The 17,979-nt window shown below is 37.3% G+C and carries 16 protein-coding genes and 1 rRNA gene; all 17 read right to left on the bottom strand.

The window, feature by feature from the left end; genetic code table 11:
• A 16S ribosomal RNA gene (locus tag AAIE21_RS27085) occupies positions 1 to 69 on the bottom strand; the annotation flags it as partial.
• 377 nt (positions 70 to 446) lie between these two features.
• Positions 447 to 1,946, bottom strand: coding sequence for a lysine--tRNA ligase (gene lysS, locus AAIE21_RS27080; RefSeq protein WP_343269547.1), 1,500 nt, complete (start codon positions 1,944 to 1,946; stop codon positions 447 to 449).
• Between the two features lie 164 nt (positions 1,947 to 2,110).
• A complete protein-coding gene (dusB, locus tag AAIE21_RS27075; RefSeq protein ID WP_343269546.1) occupies positions 2,111 to 3,109 on the bottom strand; it encodes a tRNA dihydrouridine synthase DusB in 999 nt (332 codons plus the stop codon).
• A 23-nt stretch (positions 3,110 to 3,132) separates the two neighbouring features.
• Positions 3,133 to 3,336, bottom strand: coding sequence for a helix-turn-helix domain-containing protein (locus AAIE21_RS27070; RefSeq protein ID WP_343269545.1), 204 nt, complete (start codon positions 3,334 to 3,336; stop codon positions 3,133 to 3,135).
• Positions 3,288 to 3,803 carry a 2-amino-4-hydroxy-6-hydroxymethyldihydropteridine diphosphokinase gene (gene folK / locus AAIE21_RS27065; RefSeq protein WP_343269544.1) on the bottom strand — a complete coding sequence of 172 codons (516 nt, stop codon included), beginning with the start codon at positions 3,801 to 3,803 and terminating at the stop codon, positions 3,288 to 3,290. Before folK ends, AAIE21_RS27070 begins: the two co-directional genes overlap by 49 nt.
• Positions 3,800 to 4,162, bottom strand: a complete 363-nt coding sequence (gene folB, locus AAIE21_RS27060; RefSeq protein WP_343269543.1) for a dihydroneopterin aldolase — start codon at positions 4,160 to 4,162, stop codon at positions 3,800 to 3,802. The genes folK and folB overlap by 4 nt, the downstream gene beginning before the upstream one ends.
• Positions 4,163 to 5,005, bottom strand: coding sequence for a dihydropteroate synthase (gene folP, locus AAIE21_RS27055; protein ID WP_343269542.1), 843 nt, complete (start codon positions 5,003 to 5,005; stop codon positions 4,163 to 4,165).
• Positions 4,998 to 5,870 carry an aminodeoxychorismate lyase gene (pabC, locus tag AAIE21_RS27050; protein ID WP_343269541.1) on the bottom strand — a complete coding sequence of 291 codons (873 nt, stop codon included), beginning with the start codon at positions 5,868 to 5,870 and terminating at the stop codon, positions 4,998 to 5,000. The genes folP and pabC overlap by 8 nt, the downstream gene beginning before the upstream one ends.
• Positions 5,864 to 6,451 carry an aminodeoxychorismate/anthranilate synthase component II gene (gene pabA / locus AAIE21_RS27045; RefSeq protein WP_097897732.1) on the bottom strand — a complete coding sequence of 196 codons (588 nt, stop codon included), beginning with the start codon at positions 6,449 to 6,451 and terminating at the stop codon, positions 5,864 to 5,866. The genes pabC and pabA overlap by 7 nt, the downstream gene beginning before the upstream one ends.
• Positions 6,452 to 6,456: 5 nt before the next feature.
• The gene (trpE, locus tag AAIE21_RS27040) at positions 6,457 to 7,854 is read right to left on the bottom strand and encodes an anthranilate synthase component I (RefSeq protein WP_343269540.1); all 1,398 of its coding nucleotides are present in this window, start codon (positions 7,852 to 7,854) and stop codon (positions 6,457 to 6,459) included.
• 219 nt (positions 7,855 to 8,073) lie between these two features.
• Positions 8,074 to 8,997, bottom strand: coding sequence for a cysteine synthase A (cysK, locus tag AAIE21_RS27035; protein WP_343269539.1), 924 nt, complete (start codon positions 8,995 to 8,997; stop codon positions 8,074 to 8,076).
• 120 nt (positions 8,998 to 9,117) lie between these two features.
• Positions 9,118 to 9,993 carry a redox-regulated molecular chaperone HslO gene (gene hslO, locus AAIE21_RS27030; protein ID WP_343269538.1) on the bottom strand — a complete coding sequence of 292 codons (876 nt, stop codon included), beginning with the start codon at positions 9,991 to 9,993 and terminating at the stop codon, positions 9,118 to 9,120.
• Positions 9,994 to 9,999: 6 nt separating this feature from the next.
• Entirely contained in the window at positions 10,000 to 10,788 is a 789-nt protein-coding gene (locus AAIE21_RS27025) for a type III pantothenate kinase (RefSeq protein WP_017154404.1), read from the bottom strand.
• Between the two features lie 418 nt (positions 10,789 to 11,206).
• Positions 11,207 to 13,108, bottom strand: a complete 1,902-nt coding sequence (gene ftsH / locus AAIE21_RS27020) for an ATP-dependent zinc metalloprotease FtsH (protein WP_343269537.1) — start codon at positions 13,106 to 13,108, stop codon at positions 11,207 to 11,209.
• 85 nt (positions 13,109 to 13,193) lie between these two features.
• Entirely contained in the window at positions 13,194 to 13,736 is a 543-nt protein-coding gene (hpt, locus tag AAIE21_RS27015) for a hypoxanthine phosphoribosyltransferase (protein WP_343269536.1), read from the bottom strand.
• Positions 13,733 to 15,163: a tRNA lysidine(34) synthetase TilS gene (gene tilS / locus AAIE21_RS27010; RefSeq protein WP_343269535.1), complete on the bottom strand. Its 1,431-nt coding sequence runs from the start codon at positions 15,161 to 15,163 to the stop codon at positions 13,733 to 13,735. Before tilS ends, hpt begins: the two co-directional genes overlap by 4 nt.
• Positions 15,164 to 15,391: 228 nt before the next feature.
• Positions 15,392 to 17,863, bottom strand: coding sequence for a stage II sporulation protein E (gene spoIIE / locus AAIE21_RS27005; protein WP_343269534.1), 2,472 nt, complete (start codon positions 17,861 to 17,863; stop codon positions 15,392 to 15,394).
• Positions 17,864 to 17,979: the final 116 nt, after the last annotated feature.

The raw sequence follows: 17,979 nt of genomic DNA, 5'->3' as shown, positions 1-17,979 counted from the left end.
TCGCTCGACTTGCATGTATTAGGCACGCCGCCAGCGTTCATCCTGAGCCAGGATCAAACTCTCCAATAAAGTTAGTTTGTCTAGCATCATAAAATAAAAATTGACGTTTCACGTTGTTTGTTTCGTTCAGTTTTCAAAGAACTTGTTTCCGCCGAAGCGACTTTATCAATATAACATTTTGTTATATTTTCGTCAACAACTTTTTTATTTTAAAAGTTGTTTTCGTTCATTTCCTTTGTTGTCTTTCGTGACAACGAATATAAATATACCAGTTCATTTATTAAAATGCAATAGTTTTTTTAATAAAATTTTTCAACTTAGTAAAAAGTATAAAAGCAGTAACGATTACCTATATAAAAACACCTTTCTTCTATAGAATAAATAAATCATTTTCATTTCACTATATTAGAAAACAAAAAAGCTTTGGAGAAATCTCCAAAGCTTTTTTAGCCTTGCTTATGGCGCATAGCCGGGAATAACAGTACATCACGAATAGATGGCGCGTTTGTTAATAACATAACAAGACGGTCAATACCAATTCCAAGTCCACCTGTAGGCGGCATACCATACTCAAGCGCTTCAATATAATCATCATCCATCATATGCGCTTCATCATTACCTTGCTCGCGCTCTTTTAATTGCGCTTCAAAGCGTTCTTTTTGATCGATCGGATCATTTAATTCTGTAAATGCATTCGCATGCTCACGAGCAACAATGAATAGCTCGAAACGATCTGTAAAGCGTGGATCTTCATCATTCTTTTTCGCAAGAGGAGAAATTTCCACTGGATGTCCGTAAATAAATGTAGGCTGAATTAATTCTTCTTCTACTTTTTGTTCGAAGAATTCGTTAATAATGTGGCCAACTTCCATTGTATCTTTAATTTCTACACCATGTTCCTTCGCTAATGTACGCGCTTCTTCCACGCTCATTGGATTCCAGAAATCCGCCCCAGAGTATTGTTTAATCGCATCTACCATATGAAGACGCGTCCATTCTGGTTCTAAATTAATTTCTTGTTCACCATACTGGATTGTCGTTGTACCTAACACTTGTTTTGCAATATGAGCAATCATATTTTCTGTTAGTTTCATAATATCTTTATAGTCAGCATACGCTTCATATAATTCAATCATTGTAAATTCAGGGTTATGACGTGTTGATACACCTTCATTACGGAATACACGGCCAATTTCGTATACTTTCTCTAAACCACCTACAATAAGGCGCTTTAAATGTAATTCAATCGCAATACGCATGTATAGTTCCATATCCAACGCATTATGATGTGTAATGAACGGACGAGCAGAAGCCCCACCCGCAATTGCATGCATCATTGGTGTTTCAACTTCAAGATAACCGTTGTCATCTAGGTATCTTCTCATTTCACGAATGATTTTACTACGAGTAACAAATGTTTCGCGACTCTCCATACTCGTAATTAAATCTAGGTAACGTTGACGATAACGTTGTTCAACATCTTTCAATCCATGGTATTTATCCGGAAGTGGACGAAGAGCTTTCGTTAATAACGTAAAGCCTGTTGCTTTCACAGAAAGCTCGCCTACGTTCGTTTTGAAAACTTTCCCTTCAATCCCTACTAAATCACCTAGGTCAGCTGTCTTAAATAACTCATACTGTTCATCTCCAACAGCATCTTTACGAACATAGATTTGAACTTGTCCGTGTAAATCTTGAATATGTGCAAAACCCGCTTTCCCTTTACCGCGCTTTGTCATAATACGCCCAGCAATAGAAACAGAGATTTCTTTCTCTTCTAATTCTTCTTTAGAGAACTCTCCATACAAGCTTAATAATTCTTTCGTTGAATTTGTACGTTCAAAACGTTTACCAAATGGATCGATCCCTTGTTCACGTAAATTATGTAACTTCTCGCGACGAACAATCAATTGATCATTTAGTTCTTCGTGGTTCATGTTATCCATGGTATTGATATCACTCCAGCTCTATTAAATTTTATAATATATACAGTATATCATTTTCTACTCAACTAGAAAAACTGCCAGCAAGTAACTGGCAGTTCTTCTTTCTTTCACGTAATTATAGGAATTGGCAAAGAGAATGTCAATCACTCTCCCCCTACATTTCCTTAACCAACATGAATTGTTTTTTGTTTTGCTTCTACTTCTTCTACAAATGCCCCTAATAAGGATGCAAGATCTTGACGCGTATTACAAACATTAATCCCATTACGCACTCTCGCATTACCACTGACACCTTTTAGATACCAAGCTGCATGCTTTCTCATTTCCCTTACTGCAATATCTTCATTCTTTAAATCAATAAGGCGATCTAAGTGCAGCATACATACGTCTATTTTCTCACGTACTGTTGGCTCCGGCATCAATTCTCCTGTTTCTAAATACTTTACTGTACGATAAATCATCCACGGATTACCAAGAGCCGCTCGGCCAATCATAACACCATCAACACCAACTTCATCAAGCATACGCTTCGCATCTTGAGGTGTTTCCACATCACCATTTCCAATAACAGGAATATTTACAGATCGTTTTACTTGTTTAATAATATCCCAATCCGCTTTCCCTTCATACATTTGGACACGTGTACGTCCATGAACCGCTACCGCTTGACCGCCTGCACGTTCAACAGCTCTAGCATTTTCAATTGCGAAGATGTGATCTTCATCCCAACCAATACGCATTTTAACTGTAACCGGCTTTTCAACAGCATCTACAACTGCCGATACCATTTCATATACTTTATCTGGATCTAATAACCACTTTGCACCTGCATCACACTTCGTAATTTTAGGAACAGGACAACCCATATTGATATCAATAATATCTGCTGTTGTGTTTTTATCTACATATTTCGCGGCACCAACAAGCGTTTCTTTCTCACCACCAAAAATTTGTAAACTTAGCGGCTTCTCTCTCTCATCGATATATAGCATATCTAACGTTCTTTGGTTGTTTAATAAAATTGCCTTATCACTTACCATTTCTGCACATACTAAACCTGCACCAAATTCCTTTACTGTTAAACGGAATGCAGAGTTACACACTCCAGCCATCGGTGCTAGCACAACCGGATTCTTCATCTCAATGTTTGCAATCTTTAACACTCGACTATCTCATCCCTTCATCCTCACTTTGGCATTAATTCATCTATTGAAATGTTTAATGTCTTAGCAACTTCTATTACAAAATCTTGAGAAGGATTTCTATTCCCTCTCTCAACTTCTCCTAAAACGGATACAGATACCCCTAATTCCTTCGCAAAACTTTCTTGCGTATAACCTTTTAACTTCCGAAAAGCACGAATGCGTCTTCCCCATTTTTCTGCTTCCATACCGTTACTCCCTCTCGCCTTTTCATTTCATCTACTTGTGAACGTGAAATGTTTTGTTTTATATCTTGATTAATCTCTAACAACGGAACGATAACAAAAGCTCTTTCGAACATCCGCGGATGCGGAACAACAAGATTCTCTGCTTCAATATTTTCTTGATTATAGAGCAAAATGTCAAGGTCAACAGTTCGCGGCCCCCACCTGATTTCCCTTTTTCTTCCTAAATCAATCTCAACCTTTTGCGTTACTTTCAACAATTCTTGCGGCAGTAAATTGGTAGAAATTTTTATAACTAGATTTAAAAAACGATTTTGATCTGTATATCCAACCGGATCTGTTTCATATACAGAAGAGACATCCTCTACTCGAATGTGGTGATTTTTATTTAACAGCTCAATTGCTTGTAATAAATAAGCATAACGATCACCAATATTCGATCCTAACGCAACGTATACAACATTTTTCATGGTCGTTCTCTCGTAATTTCTACTGCCACAGCACGGTAATGCCCTGGAATCGGCGGATCCGGTTTAACAACTTTTACTGTACATTGCAAAATACTTGCATATTGATTCAATATATTCGCCGCTATATTTTCCGCAATACTTTCTACAAGCTTGTATGTTTGATCCTCTACCACTTGTCTACAAAGCTCAAAAAGCTCCCCATAGTTTACTGAATGCTCTAAGTTATCACTTTCGCCCGCTTGTTTTAAATCCAGCTCCACTGTTAAATCCACTTTAAATCTTTGCCCCAATTTATTCTCTTCCGGAAATACACCATGATAGCCATAAAACTCCATGTCATGGATATAAATTTTATCCACTCACTTTACCCCCTTGCCAATCATTGCATCCATCATCTTTGCCATACGTGCCATTTCCTTTACATCATGAACACGAATCATTTCACAACCTTTTTCAATTCCAAGGCAAATTGACGCTCCTGTTCCTTCTACACGTTCCTCTACCGGTAAATCTAAAACATGACCGATAAATGATTTTCTCGAAGTCGCAAGAAGAACTGGATACCCTAACACATGTAACTGCTCTAAATTACGCATTGCTTCTAAGTTTTGTTCTGGCGTCTTCGCAAAACCGATACCTGGATCTAAAATGATATTTTCATCCGGTACGCCTGCACCTTTTGCAATTTTAACACTCTCATATAAATCCGCGATCATATCCGCCATAAGGTTGCGGTAATTTGTATTCTCACGATTATGCATTAAAATAATCGGCACATTATAATGCGCTGCAACTTCTGCAATTTTCGGTTCAGCCTTCGCTCCCCATATATCATTAATAACATGGGCACCCGCTTCAATCGCTTGCTTAGCTACTTCAGATTTATACGTATCGATAGAAATAGGCACTTTCACTTCTTTCGATACCGCTTGAATCATCGGAATTACACGCCCTAACTCTTCTTCCACCGAAACTTTTGCGAAACCAGGACGAGTTGATTCTCCGCCGATATCAATAATATCAGCACCATCACTCATCATTTCTTTCGCATGACTTACAGCTGCGTTCACCTCATCGAAGTTTCCACCATCTGAGAATGAGTCCGGTGTAACATTTAAAATACCCATGATTAATGTCTTTTTATTTAAATCCAATGTATATTCGCCGCAGCGCAAATCATAATTCCACTTCACACTACACATCTCCTCTTCTCAATTCATTTCGGCTCCAAAGATTTTCTCTATGCATTTCATATACACGTATTAGAGACTTTGTAATCTTTCCTTCTTTACCAGGGAAATCACTTTCGCCAATCTGATTAAGCGGAACAATTTCTTGAATAGAATTTGTTACAAACACCTCATCAGCAGAAAGCAGTTCCTTTTGCGTAAAGAAACCTTCTTCCACATGTACATCTAATACTTCAGCAATTCTTATAATAAAAGCGCGAGTGATCCCATTTAAAATCCCAGTTTCCAGCGATGGTGTATATAAAACACCTTCCTTTACAAAAAAGAGATTCGAAACAATCCCCTCCGCAACGTGACCTGCTTCAGTAAAGAAAATCCCTTCTTTGCCCTCTACATTTCCAATTTCACGTTTTCCTAAAATGTTATTTAAATAGTGATGGGACTTTAAACGAAATGCTCCTTCTGGCGTATTTCGTGTTTGCTTCAAAATAACGCCTTCCTTTTCCACCACTACACTCGGAACTGCCCAAGGCTTTATAAATACGATGACAGAGGGTTCTTCATAAACCCCTGTTTGTAAACCTATTTCATCTATACCAGCCGAGACATTAAAACGAACATACGCATGATCTAACCCATTCCTTACAAGTAACTCCTGTAAAATACGCAGCACATCATCTTTCGTCATCGCCCATTCAATTTGCAAAGTAGAAAGCGCACCCATTAAACGTTCATAGTGATCATCTAATAGAAATGGATGACTGTTATAAATACGAAATGTCTCAAAAACCCCCAGTCCATATAAATACCCATGGTCATAAGGAGAGATTTTCGCCTCACTCGCTTCCACATATGCACCGTTCACATAAATTAACATGACGATACACTCGGACTATAACTACGAATAAAATTCTGTAGTAACTCTTTCCCATGAGAAGTCATAATAGACTCCGGATGGAATTGTACCCCTTCAATTGGCAATGTTTTATGACGAAGCGCCATAATTTCTCCCTCTTCTGTCCAAGATGTCACTTCTAAACATTCTGGCAATGTTTCTTTTTTTACAATGAGAGAGTGGTAACGTGTCGCTGTAAATGGATTTGGGATTTCTGAAAAAATTGTTTTCCCATCATGATACATCGGAGAAGTTTTTCCATGCATTAAACGCTCTGCACGAACAACATCTCCTCCAAACACCTGCGCAATTGATTGATGACCTAAGCACACACCAAAAATAGGAATCTTTCCTGCGAAATATTTAATAACATCCATACTTATACCAGCTTCATTCGGACTACAAGGTCCTGGTGAAATCATTAAAAAATCTGGTTTCATTTGTTCAATATCTGAAATTGTAATTTCATCATTACGTTTAACAACAAGCTCTTGTCCAAGCTCTCCAAGAAATTGCACTAAATTAAATGTAAAAGAATCATAATTATCAATCATCAATATCATTTCTCTCACCTAACCGTTTCTTCGCTGCTTTCTTTCGCACGCCATAGGGCGATTGCTTTTTTCAACGATTCTTTATACTCATTTTTTGGATTTGAATCAATTACAATTCCTGCCCCAGCCTGCACATAAGCTTGACCATCCTTTGCAAGAAGCGTACGAATCACAATATTTAATTCCATATCTCCTGAGTAACCAATCCATCCAATTGAACCTGTATAAATTCCGCGGCGAACAGGTTCTAATTCTTCGATAATTTCCATCGTACGGATTTTTGGCGCACCCGTAATCGTTCCACCAGGAAACACAGCTCTTACTAAATCGAAAGCATCCTTATCCGGTTCAACCTCACCACGAACATTTGAAACGATATGCATAACATGCGAGTATTTTTCAATTACCATAAATTCATCTACTTCTACAGTTCCATACTTACAAACTCGCCCTAAGTCATTACGCTCTAAATCTACAAGCATGACATGTTCTGCACGTTCTTTTTCATTTTCAATTAACTCTTTTGCCAAGATTTCATCTTCTTGTTCATTTTTCCCGCGAGAACGTGTGCCGGCAATCGGACGAGTGCTCACTTCATTCCCTTGTTTTTTAATTAACAATTCCGGCGAACCGCTAACAATTTGAAAATCCCCAAGTTCTAAGTACCCCATATATGGTGATGGATTAATTTCACGAAGACTCGTATAAATCTCTAGTGGATGTGTTTGCAATGTTTTCTCTTGTCTTGTAGACAGATTTACTTGAAACACATCTCCAGCCCCAATGTATTCTTGAATACGCTGAACAGCTTTCATAAATCCTTCTTCTGTAAAAGCTACTGCTTCATCTCTATTTTCAGGACATGCAAATGGCACCTTAACTTCAGGAGCTTCCTTCATCCAAAGGCTCTTCCATTCATTCAAACGACCTTCTGCTTCTTCACGTTCATCTATATAATGTGTAATAATCCACAACACTTTCTCTTGTTGATCATACACAAACACGTCATCGAATAATAAAAAGAATATATCAGGTATATCCACGTCATCCACTGCAAAGGAAGAAAGTTTCTCAATATAACGGATACAGTCGTAACTAAAATATCCGATTGCACCTCCTTGAAACGGTGGATAGTCTGGATTATGATCCGTTTTCCATCGTTCCATATACTTTTGCATTAAATCTAAAGGATTACCTTGTTCTATTGTTTCCTTACCGCTTTCACTTATATGTAACGTTTCATTCTTTCCCTGAATCACCGCTACAGGATCAAGCCCCACGATACTATAGCGACCTCCTCGTCCACTTTCTAACAAAATATGTTGATTCTTATTCTGAGAAAGAAACTTATACTGCTTAAAAAAATCTAACTGATATGAAATAGAAAGCGCTAAAGATTTTCTTTGCTGCATATCAACACCCCGTCTTCTTTTATCCCACTCCTTAGAACTATCATCTCAAATCATAGATGGTTAATATAAAATAATCGTCCTTGGGAGCTAGTGAAAATAATTTAACTTTACTACTACTTATTTTACATGAAGTTTTCTAGTCATTCACTCTTTTCCTATTTTCAAACGAAAAAAGAAAAAGCATTCCCGAAAAGGAATGCTTTTTCTTAACCACACTAATTATGATTCAAATTGATAAAGCGGTGTACTTAAATAACGCTCCCCATTACTTGGGATAACCACAAGTACCTTTTTCCCTTTACCAAGTTTTTTAGCCACTTCTGTCGCAGCATAAATGACAGCACCTGAAGAAATACCAACTAAAATCCCTTCTTCACGAGCTGCTCTTCTCGCATATTCGAACGCTTGCTCCGTTTTAACTTGAATCACTTCATCATATACTTCTACGTCCAATGTTTCTGGAACAAATCCTGCTCCGATACCTTGAATCTTATGCGGACCTGGTTTCCCGCCCGATAAAACTGGAGAATCTGCAGGCTCTACCGCATAAATCTTAATGTCTTTATATTTTTCTTTTAATACCTCACCAGCACCCGTGATTGTTCCACCAGTACCAATACCTGCGATAAACGCATCTAATTGATCGCCCATTTGTTCAACGATTTCTGGTCCTGTTGTTAAACGGTGGATTTCTGGGTTAGCCTGGTTTTGAAATTGTTGAGGTATAAAGTAACCATTCTCTTTTGCTAATTCAGTCGCTTTGCGAATTGCACCGCCCATTCCTTCTGGGCCTGGAGTCAATACTAATTCAGCGCCATAAGCACGCAATAAATTACGGCGTTCAACACTCATTGTTTCTGGCATTACTAAAATTGCCTTATATCCTTTTGCAGCTGCTACCATTGCCAAACCAATTCCCGTGTTACCACTCGTTGGTTCAATAATTGTATCGCCCTCTTTTAATAATCCCTTTTGTTCAGCAGCTTCGATCATGGATAGTGCAATACGATCTTTTACGCTACTTCCAGGATTCATAAATTCTAATTTCAAGTAAATGTCTGCGCTGTCTTGTTCTACGATGCGGTTCAACTTAACGATCGGCGTTTTCCCGATTAATTCTGAAACTGATTGTGCCACTCGCATTCCTGTCACTCCTAACACCGAGTATTTTTATTGGTTTTATATACATTTCAATTTTGACAGAAATTTTCTTACTTGTCAATCTATTTGGATGATTGACAATTGGTAGAAATCATTTCTGTTTTATAGGCTATTAATTATATTTGTAATATCTTCTTTAGAGAACTTATATCTTTCATTACAGAAATGACAATGCACTTCTGTTTCATCTTCTTCTTCACGAACTTGTTGTAATTCTTCCTTACCAAGACTAATCAATACTGTCTCAATACGCTCACGAGAACATGTACAGTTAAATTGAACATCCATTGTTTCTAGTACTTTTACTTTATCTTCTCCTAATACTTCATACAGTAACTCTTCTGGTGAAAGACCTTGTTCAATTAATTTTGAAACAGGTGGGATTTTTTGCAGACGCTCTTCAATAAATGCAATCGTCTCTTCCTGTGCTCCTGGCATAATTTGCAGAATAAATCCACCAGCTGCCAATATGCTATCATCCCCATTTACAAGGACACCAACACCAACAGAAGAAGGCGTTTGCTCAGAAACTGCAAAATAGTATGTGAAATCTTCCCCTAATTCACCTGAAACAATTGGAGATTGTCCGATAAATGGTTCCCTCATGCCGATATCTTTAATTACCGTTAAGAAACCTTCTGTACCTACCGCTTGATACACACGTAATTTACCTTGCTCTGTCCCTTCAAAATCAACATGTGGATTTGTTACATATCCACGTACATCCCCATTCGCATGAGCATCTACTAAAATCGGACCAATCGGACCATTCCCCTCGACCTTAATCGTAAGCTTTTGATCCCCCTTTAACATAGCTCCCATAATTACTCCTGCTGTCAATGAACGCCCAAGTGCCGCTGAAGCAGTTCTCCATGTATCATGGCGTCTTTGCGCCTCACTTACCATATTTGTTGTACGTACACTATACGCACGAACTTCTCCATCAAACGCTAATGCTTTTACTAAATAATCTTTCATACTTATTTATTCACCCTTCTCATGTTGTAAATTTGCATTACGTTCATATAACATATGCAAGCCTTTTAAGGTTAAAAACGGATCTACAATGTCAATTACATTAGATTCTTCTGCAATTAACTTCGCTAATCCACCAGTTGCAATAACTTTCGGTTCTTGTTTAGCTTCTTCTTTCATACGCTTCACAATACCTTCCACTTGTCCAACGTATCCGTAAAGAATTCCAGATTGCATTGCACTTATCGTATTTTTTCCAACAACGCTACTCGGTTTCGTAATTTCAATACGAGGAAGTTTAGCCGCCCTACTATATAATGCCTCTGCTGAAATCATAATGCCCGGTGTAATGACACCGCCCATATAATGCTTATTTTCGTTAATATAACAATATGTAGTCGCTGTACCAAAATCGACAATAATGAGCGGGCTTCCGTATAATTGGATACCGGCTACGGCATTTACAATACGATCCGCTCCAACCTCACGTGGATTTTCATATTTAATATTTAACCCCGTTTTTATTCCTGGCCCTACTACAAGCGGTTTAATTTTGAAATACTTCTCACACATACGCTCTAAAGCAAACATAATTGGTGGTACAACTGAGGAAACAATAATTCCTTTCACATCTTGAAAAGAAAGTCCCTCATGCTCAAGTAACTGTTTCACCAACATCCCGTATTCATCTTCTGTCTTATGACGATCTGTTTCCATACGCCAATGCTGACGAAGTTTCCCATCTTCAAATACACCAAGCACTGCATTTGTATTCCCTACATCCAATACAAAAATCATATTCTCACCACTTATCTTATTTAATCTATATTTGTGCAGTATGTACAAAACTGATAATGCCATCATATCATACATACCTATATAATCAGTTTTTCCATCTTCACCATTTTACAAAAAGATCGTTCACTATTTCAATTTTTAATGCAAAGAAGATTCAAATTTATATATAAATCCAATTTGATTTTCTAATATATAAATTGTGGCTATGAAGAACAGAAAGAGACTTTCACTCATTTTCTCCTTCTGTTTTCACATGGCATGGGGCTAAAAAAGGCACTGACCGCTTCTATACATGGGCGGATCCTCTTTCCCACCTAAAAGAAAGAGTTTTATGTTGGTTTTCAATCTGCATTTATATACAAGCACACAATTTCCCTGGGCATAGAAAAAGGAGTGACTATTGTCACTCCTTCATTTCTTATTTATCTTCTACGTTTTCGTCATCTTTTTTCATAGTGATATTCACTTTCACATCTTCAGAAGACTTTTTACGCTCAGGTAAAACTCCATAATCATATAAATGATTGATTTGCTCTGCATCTAATGTTTCCACTTCAAGTAACGTTTTCGCAATAATATCAAGCTTATCACGTTTTTCAGTAAGAATTTGTTTTGCACGAGCATAACATTCTTTCATAATCGTTTGCATTTCTACATCGATTTCATGTGCAATTGCGTCACTGTAGTTTTGTTCTGAATGGAAATCTCTTCCCAAGAACACCTGACCACCTTGTGAGCTGCCAAACTGCATCGGCCCAAGCTTATCGCTCATACCAAATTCCGTTACCATACGTCTTGCAATGCCAGTCGCACGTTGGAAGTCGTTGTGAGCTCCTGTACTTACTTCACCAAATACAATTTCCTCAGCCACTCGTCCACCAAGTAAACCAGTGATTTTATCAAGTAATTCTGGTTTTGTCATGAAGTAACGATCTTCTTTTGGAAGCATTACCGCATATCCACCAGCTTGACCACGAGGGACAATTGTCACTTTATGAACGATATCCGCCTCATCAAGCACAACACCAATTACAGTGTGACCCGCTTCATGGAAAGCAACAATATTACGTTCTTTTTCAGAAATAACACGACTTTTCTTAGCAGGACCTGCAATAACTCGATCCGTTGCTTCATCGATATCAGACATGTCAATTTTCTTTTTATCTTGACGTGCAGCTACTAATGCAGCTTCATTTAATAAGTTTTCAAGATCTGCACCAGAAAATCCTGGTGTACGAGTTGCAATTGCTCTTAAGTTAATATCGTCATCAAGTGGTTTATTACGAGCATGCACTTTCAGTACTGCCTCACGTCCATTTACATCTGGACGATCCACTGTAATTTGACGGTCAAAACGTCCTGGACGTAATAACGCTGGATCAAGAATATCAGGACGGTTTGTTGCAGCGATGATAATAATACCTTCGTTTGCACCGAATCCATCCATTTCAACAAGAAGTTGGTTTAACGTTTGTTCACGCTCATCGTGACCACCGCCAAGACCTGCTCCACGCTGACGACCTACCGCATCAATTTCATCGATAAAAATGATACAAGGAGCGTTTTTCTTCGCGTTTTCAAATAAATCACGTACACGGGAAGCACCGACACCGACGAACATCTCTACGAAATCAGAACCACTAATAGAGAAGAAAGGAACGCCAGCTTCACCTGCAACAGCACGTGCAAGTAATGTTTTACCTGTACCTGGAGGCCCCACTAATAGAACACCCTTAGGAATACGGGCACCAACCTCAGCAAACTTACGAGGATCTTTTAAGAATTCTACTACCTCAACAAGTTCTTGTTTCTCTTCGTCTGCTCCAGCTACATCTCTGAAGCGTACTTTTTTCTTTTCATCATTGTATAACTTCGCCTTACTTTTCCCGAAGTTCATAACACGGCTACCACCGCCCTGAGCTTGGTTTAATAAGAAGAAGAATAAAATGAAGATAATCACAAACGGAATGATAGAAGTAAAGAATGTCACCCAAGCACTTGTTTCCTCTGCTGGTTGATACTTCACTTCAGCACCTTGCGCTTTGTCATTAATTTTCTTTTGTAATTCTTCAGTATTTGGTGCATAAGTAACAAATTGCTCTTCTTGACTAGAATTGCTAAATTGTCCTTTCACCTCAAACACACCATTTTTCGGTTGAAGCTGCACATTGCGCACTTCACCTTTTTCAAGTTTAGTAATGAATTTATCGTAGCTAACTGATGTCGTTTTTTGTGTTGAACCATTAAAATAGCTCACGATTCCAATTACTACTAAGAATATCAGTAAATAAAAGATGGTATTACGGAAGATACGATTCATTCCTAACCTCCTCTCACGGCATAAACACTATAGTAAATCGTAACATAGAAAAACTTTCCTATCCAATTATAACGCCTGTATTTAATTAATTTGAGTAAACACTTGGTTTTAATACTCCAACATAAGGAAGATTACGATATTGCTCCTTATAATCTAATCCATATCCTACAACAAATTCATGAGGAACAGTAAACCCAACGTAATCTGCTTTTAGATCGACTTTACGGCCTGTTGGTTTATCTAGCAGCGTAACGATCCTTACAGATTTCGCCTTACGATATTTGAATAGATCCACTAAATAGCTTAATGTAAGACCACTATCAATAATATCTTCAACGATTAAAATATCGCGACCTTCTACAGAAGTATCAAGGTCTTTTAAAATTTTCACTTCACCTGTTGAAACTGTAGAATGACCGTAGCTAGAAACAGCCATAAAATCCATTTCAAGATATGTATCTGTTCTTTTTAATAAATCTGCCATAAATGGCATTGCACCCTTTAACACACCAATTGCAAGAGGTACTGTATTTTTGTAATCCTCTGCAATAATTGCACCTAGCTCATGCACCTTTTCCTGTATTTGTTCTTCGGAAATTAATACTTTTTCGATATCTTGATTCATCATTTCATTATCCTCCTGGAAGACTCCTTGCTTTTGTAGTGAATAATAATATATTTATCCTTATCTGCTGCTTCATTCGAAATAGCAAATGCAGATTGTTTCAACAATGGAATCCAAATAACATTCCCACTTGCATCACAAACAATTGGCCACTCTTCTCTTTTTTCCCTCGGTACTTTTGCCTCAATAAAAATAGTTTTTATCTTTTTTGTACCACTCATACCTTTTATTGACATGCGATCTCCATTTTCTCTAGAGCGGATAAGAAGAGGATATGATATATCATTATACTTAGCAACAAATATTGTTTCATTCATGTCGCTTGGTAATTCCTCATTTACTTCTGCTACAAGTTCATCCCCATTTACTAATGTAATGGCACCTGGTACTGATAAGACTTGTGAAAAAGGAAAGACAATTTCTTGCTCAAATCGGAAACTACATTCTTCATATGTACGAACAATTTTTAGGCCACTAGGAAAATCAAGCGATCCTGAAGGATGTGTCCGTTTAAAAAACGCAATAACTTTGTCAATATGTATGGAAGAAAGTGAAGACGGAATCTTGTATTCATAAAGATAGTTTAATATTAGTTGAATCCCTCGCCTTTGTAAAGGCATAGACATGGATTCAAATGCAGGAATTGATAAGACGATGTGTTTATCGCTTTTTTTTGTAATTACTTTATTCATCTTTTCAAAAGCTAATTCCTGCAAATATGCCTCATCCTCTTGCATAAATACACTAAATTTTTGAAATTGCTCATGCACATGAGGATTTTCCTCTTTTAAACAAGGTAGAACATACTTACGTAATCGGTTTCTCGTATATGCTTCCTTTTCATTGCTTGGATCCATACGTGGCGTAATTTCTATCCTATCACAATAAGCATTGATTTCTTTCTTTGTTACCGCTAATAAAGGTCTAATTACATATCCACTATGGAAAGGTCGTTTCACAGCAATTCCAGCATAACCCTTCGGAGTACTCCCTCGGACGAGACGCATTAAAATTGTCTCTACCTGATCATCTCCATGATGCCCAAGAGCTACATACTTCGCATCATATTTCTTCATTATTCTTTCCAAAAATGCATATCGGCATTCCCTAGCAGCCACCTGTGCATTCATTCCATATTGCTGTTGATATTGCGATACATTAATTCTTATCGTTTCGCAAATAACCTCGATCTTTCGGCAAGTATTTTCCACAAATTGTAAGTCTTCGTAGGATTCATCTCCCCTAAACATGTGATCCACATGCGCGACTACAATCTTCAATTTCTTCTCTTCCCTTTTCTCTAATAAATAATATAGAAGGGCTAAAGAATCCGGGCCTCCAGAAACTCCTACAACAATTGTCGAATGTTCCTCTAATACATCGTGCTGCTTTGCAAACTCATCTACTTTTTCAACAAATGTATCTTTCAACTTCGCAATCACCTTTCGTTAAAACCAAACAATAGCATACTTTACCTTGCTTATAATGGTACAACTTTTACAAACTTTGTGCAAAAAAAAGATGTGCAAAATTCACATTTTTATCTTACATCCCTCTCCTATCTTCATAGGAAGAATGAAACCACTTTCTTCTATCTCCTATAAGAAAAAGGCCTAGGTATCAACCTAGGCCTCATAACCAAGAAAACTTCTGCTCCTTTATTGTGCTTGTTTACCCATAATTGGAATCGTAGCCCACTTTGGCATATTCTTCTTTACCTTTGCAACGACAATCGTCATATCGTCATTGATATATCCATCACTAGAACGAATAACCTCTTCCATAATGATATCAGCAATTTCTTGTGGATCATCTGTTTGTAGTTCTTTAATTTTACGTTTCATCCACAATTCATGATTTTCCACATGTTGCGCCCCTTCAAAAATCCCATCACTCATCATAATTAGAATATCCTCTGTTTTTAATTGTTCACCAACAACATCCATCTCAACATCCTCAATGATTCCCATCGGCAAGTTGCTTGCTTCTATTTGTAAAACGTTATTTCCGCGTTTTACAAAACTTGGGGTTGAACCAATTTTTAAAAACTTAGCGCTTGCATCACGTAAATCTACCATAGCTAAATCAAGTGTCGTAAACATTTCTTCTGTCGTTCTGAGCGAAAGAATTGAATTAATAGACTTAATAGCAATTTCTTCATCAATACCGGATTGCAATATTTTTTGTAATAATTTTACCGTTTCCTTACTTTCCATATGTGCTCTTTGTCCATTTCCCATTCCGTCACTAATGGCAAGGGCATATTTCCCAACACTTAAATCCATCATCGCATACGAATCTCCTGATACAAATCCGCCTCCTTTTGCCGCTGTAGCAAGCCCTGTATCAAGAGAAAATGTTTTCGCTGACCCAAAAGATATCATGCTATGGCCATTTGGATAAGCAGAAGGCTCTTCATGTTTAACAATAATATTCTCTTTTAAAATATCCGAAAGCATTGGCGCAACTAATTTGTCACATTCACCATGTTGATTAGATGCTGCTGGAATCATCATTTCAATATCAATATTCCCTCTATCTAAACAATAGATATCAACATGTTCCACCTCGACACCAAAGTCACGAAACGCTTGTAAAATTTGTTCTTCCTGTACCTGATGATTTTCCCGTTCACGCTGAATTTCTTTCGCAAAATCTTCCATTACTTTTGAAACACCTAATAATTGTTCTGCAACAATTCTACGATTCTCTTTCATTTGTTTTCGCAACTTTTGTCCCTCATAGAAATGACTTAATTCTCCCGCCATTAAATCTGTTACCTTTTTTCCTCTTACGCAGTGCTTTTCCCATTCACGAACTAACTTACGGTTATGCTGAAGAGTCCCTTCTTCTGTTTCATTCATAATTTGTTTCATATAATCATATGTTTTATCAAAATTCACTACCCAACATTGATCCTTTTTAAAGCATGATTGACACGTCTTTGCTGTAATTGTACTTAAAAATAAATCAGCTTCTGTTTCCTCATCCTCTTCCTCCACATATCCATATACCGAAAAGCTATTAGATAATGCAGAGAATACATTTGCAAATTGATTAATTTTATTAGCTGTCACATCACGCATTCTTCGCAAATATTGTTGTTGATCCTGAGAATGTTCTTGTGTTCCTGGCATAAATTTAGCAAGCCGATCGATAATTATCTTTGGTGTTAGTAAAAAGAATCCTATTGCCACTCCAGACTCTATTAAAGTTGTTATAATGTTTACTTGTTTATCAACGTATAATGTAATTAGACTTGTACCAATTAACAACCCTAAACTAACACCCAAACGTTTTCCTTCTTTTAATAAACCACCAAGCAACCCCGAAAAAGCCAATAGACTAAGTTGAGATAAACTACCTACATTCGCTAAACTCAATATCAATCCTGTAACAACCCCTACCGTTGAACCGGTAGCTGCACCTGCAACAAAAGCAAATAACAATACTAAATATCTCGTGAAAATATGTTGAACTGAAGCGTCGTAAATAAACCAATCTGTTGTACCCGTTAACACAGATGCAAGTAATATAATTAAACAAACAATTTCTTCCGTTTCTAACGCTTGTTGTTTTCCCTTTCTTTCTGTCAATAACGGTACACTTTGCAGAAAAATCATTGTTAAAACAAAACTAAGACCTGCTTCAATAGTACTTACGAGTAAATCATACATAGTGACGGTTTGCTGCGCGAAGTAAACAACAGCGAGATGTGCGGTTAATGCGGAGATAAATACTTGAAATGGTACAAGTCCGACAATTTTACGTGTAAATCGACTAAAGAAGATATTATAAATGAAGAAAGTAAAAATAGATGCAAAGGCAAAGAGTAAATTGTCTAGTGAAACGGAAAGCGCACCACCCATAAGGGCAAGAAATGCGAGTGCCATCTTATCACGTTTCATTACATAAACAGCAGCAAAAAACGGTAGTGCAAACGGTAAAATGTTCGTTAATATATATGCTCGTCCTAAAAGAAAACCGATTACAGCAATAACAAATCCCCATCTAAAGAAAACTTGCTCTAACTTCACTTTCAACTTGCTTGTCCATGTTATTGATCTGAGTTGTCCATCATTCATAGCCAGTGTACTTGTGTTAACAGTATTCCTTCCTGCTTTTGGCATATTTTTAACACCACCTGCATAGTTTAATTACTGTCATTATAAAAGATGATTATTGGGATTTTTGTCAAAACAACAGTCCACGCCCACATAATCGTTCGACTTTTTATTCAAAATAA

It is taken from the genome of Paenibacillus sp. 102 (assembly GCF_039549175.1).
GTDB lineage: Bacteria > Bacillota > Bacilli > Bacillales > Bacillaceae_G > Bacillus_A.
The sequence above is the reverse complement of the archived record's forward strand: the minus strand, read 5'-3'. Positions and strand labels throughout refer to the sequence as shown.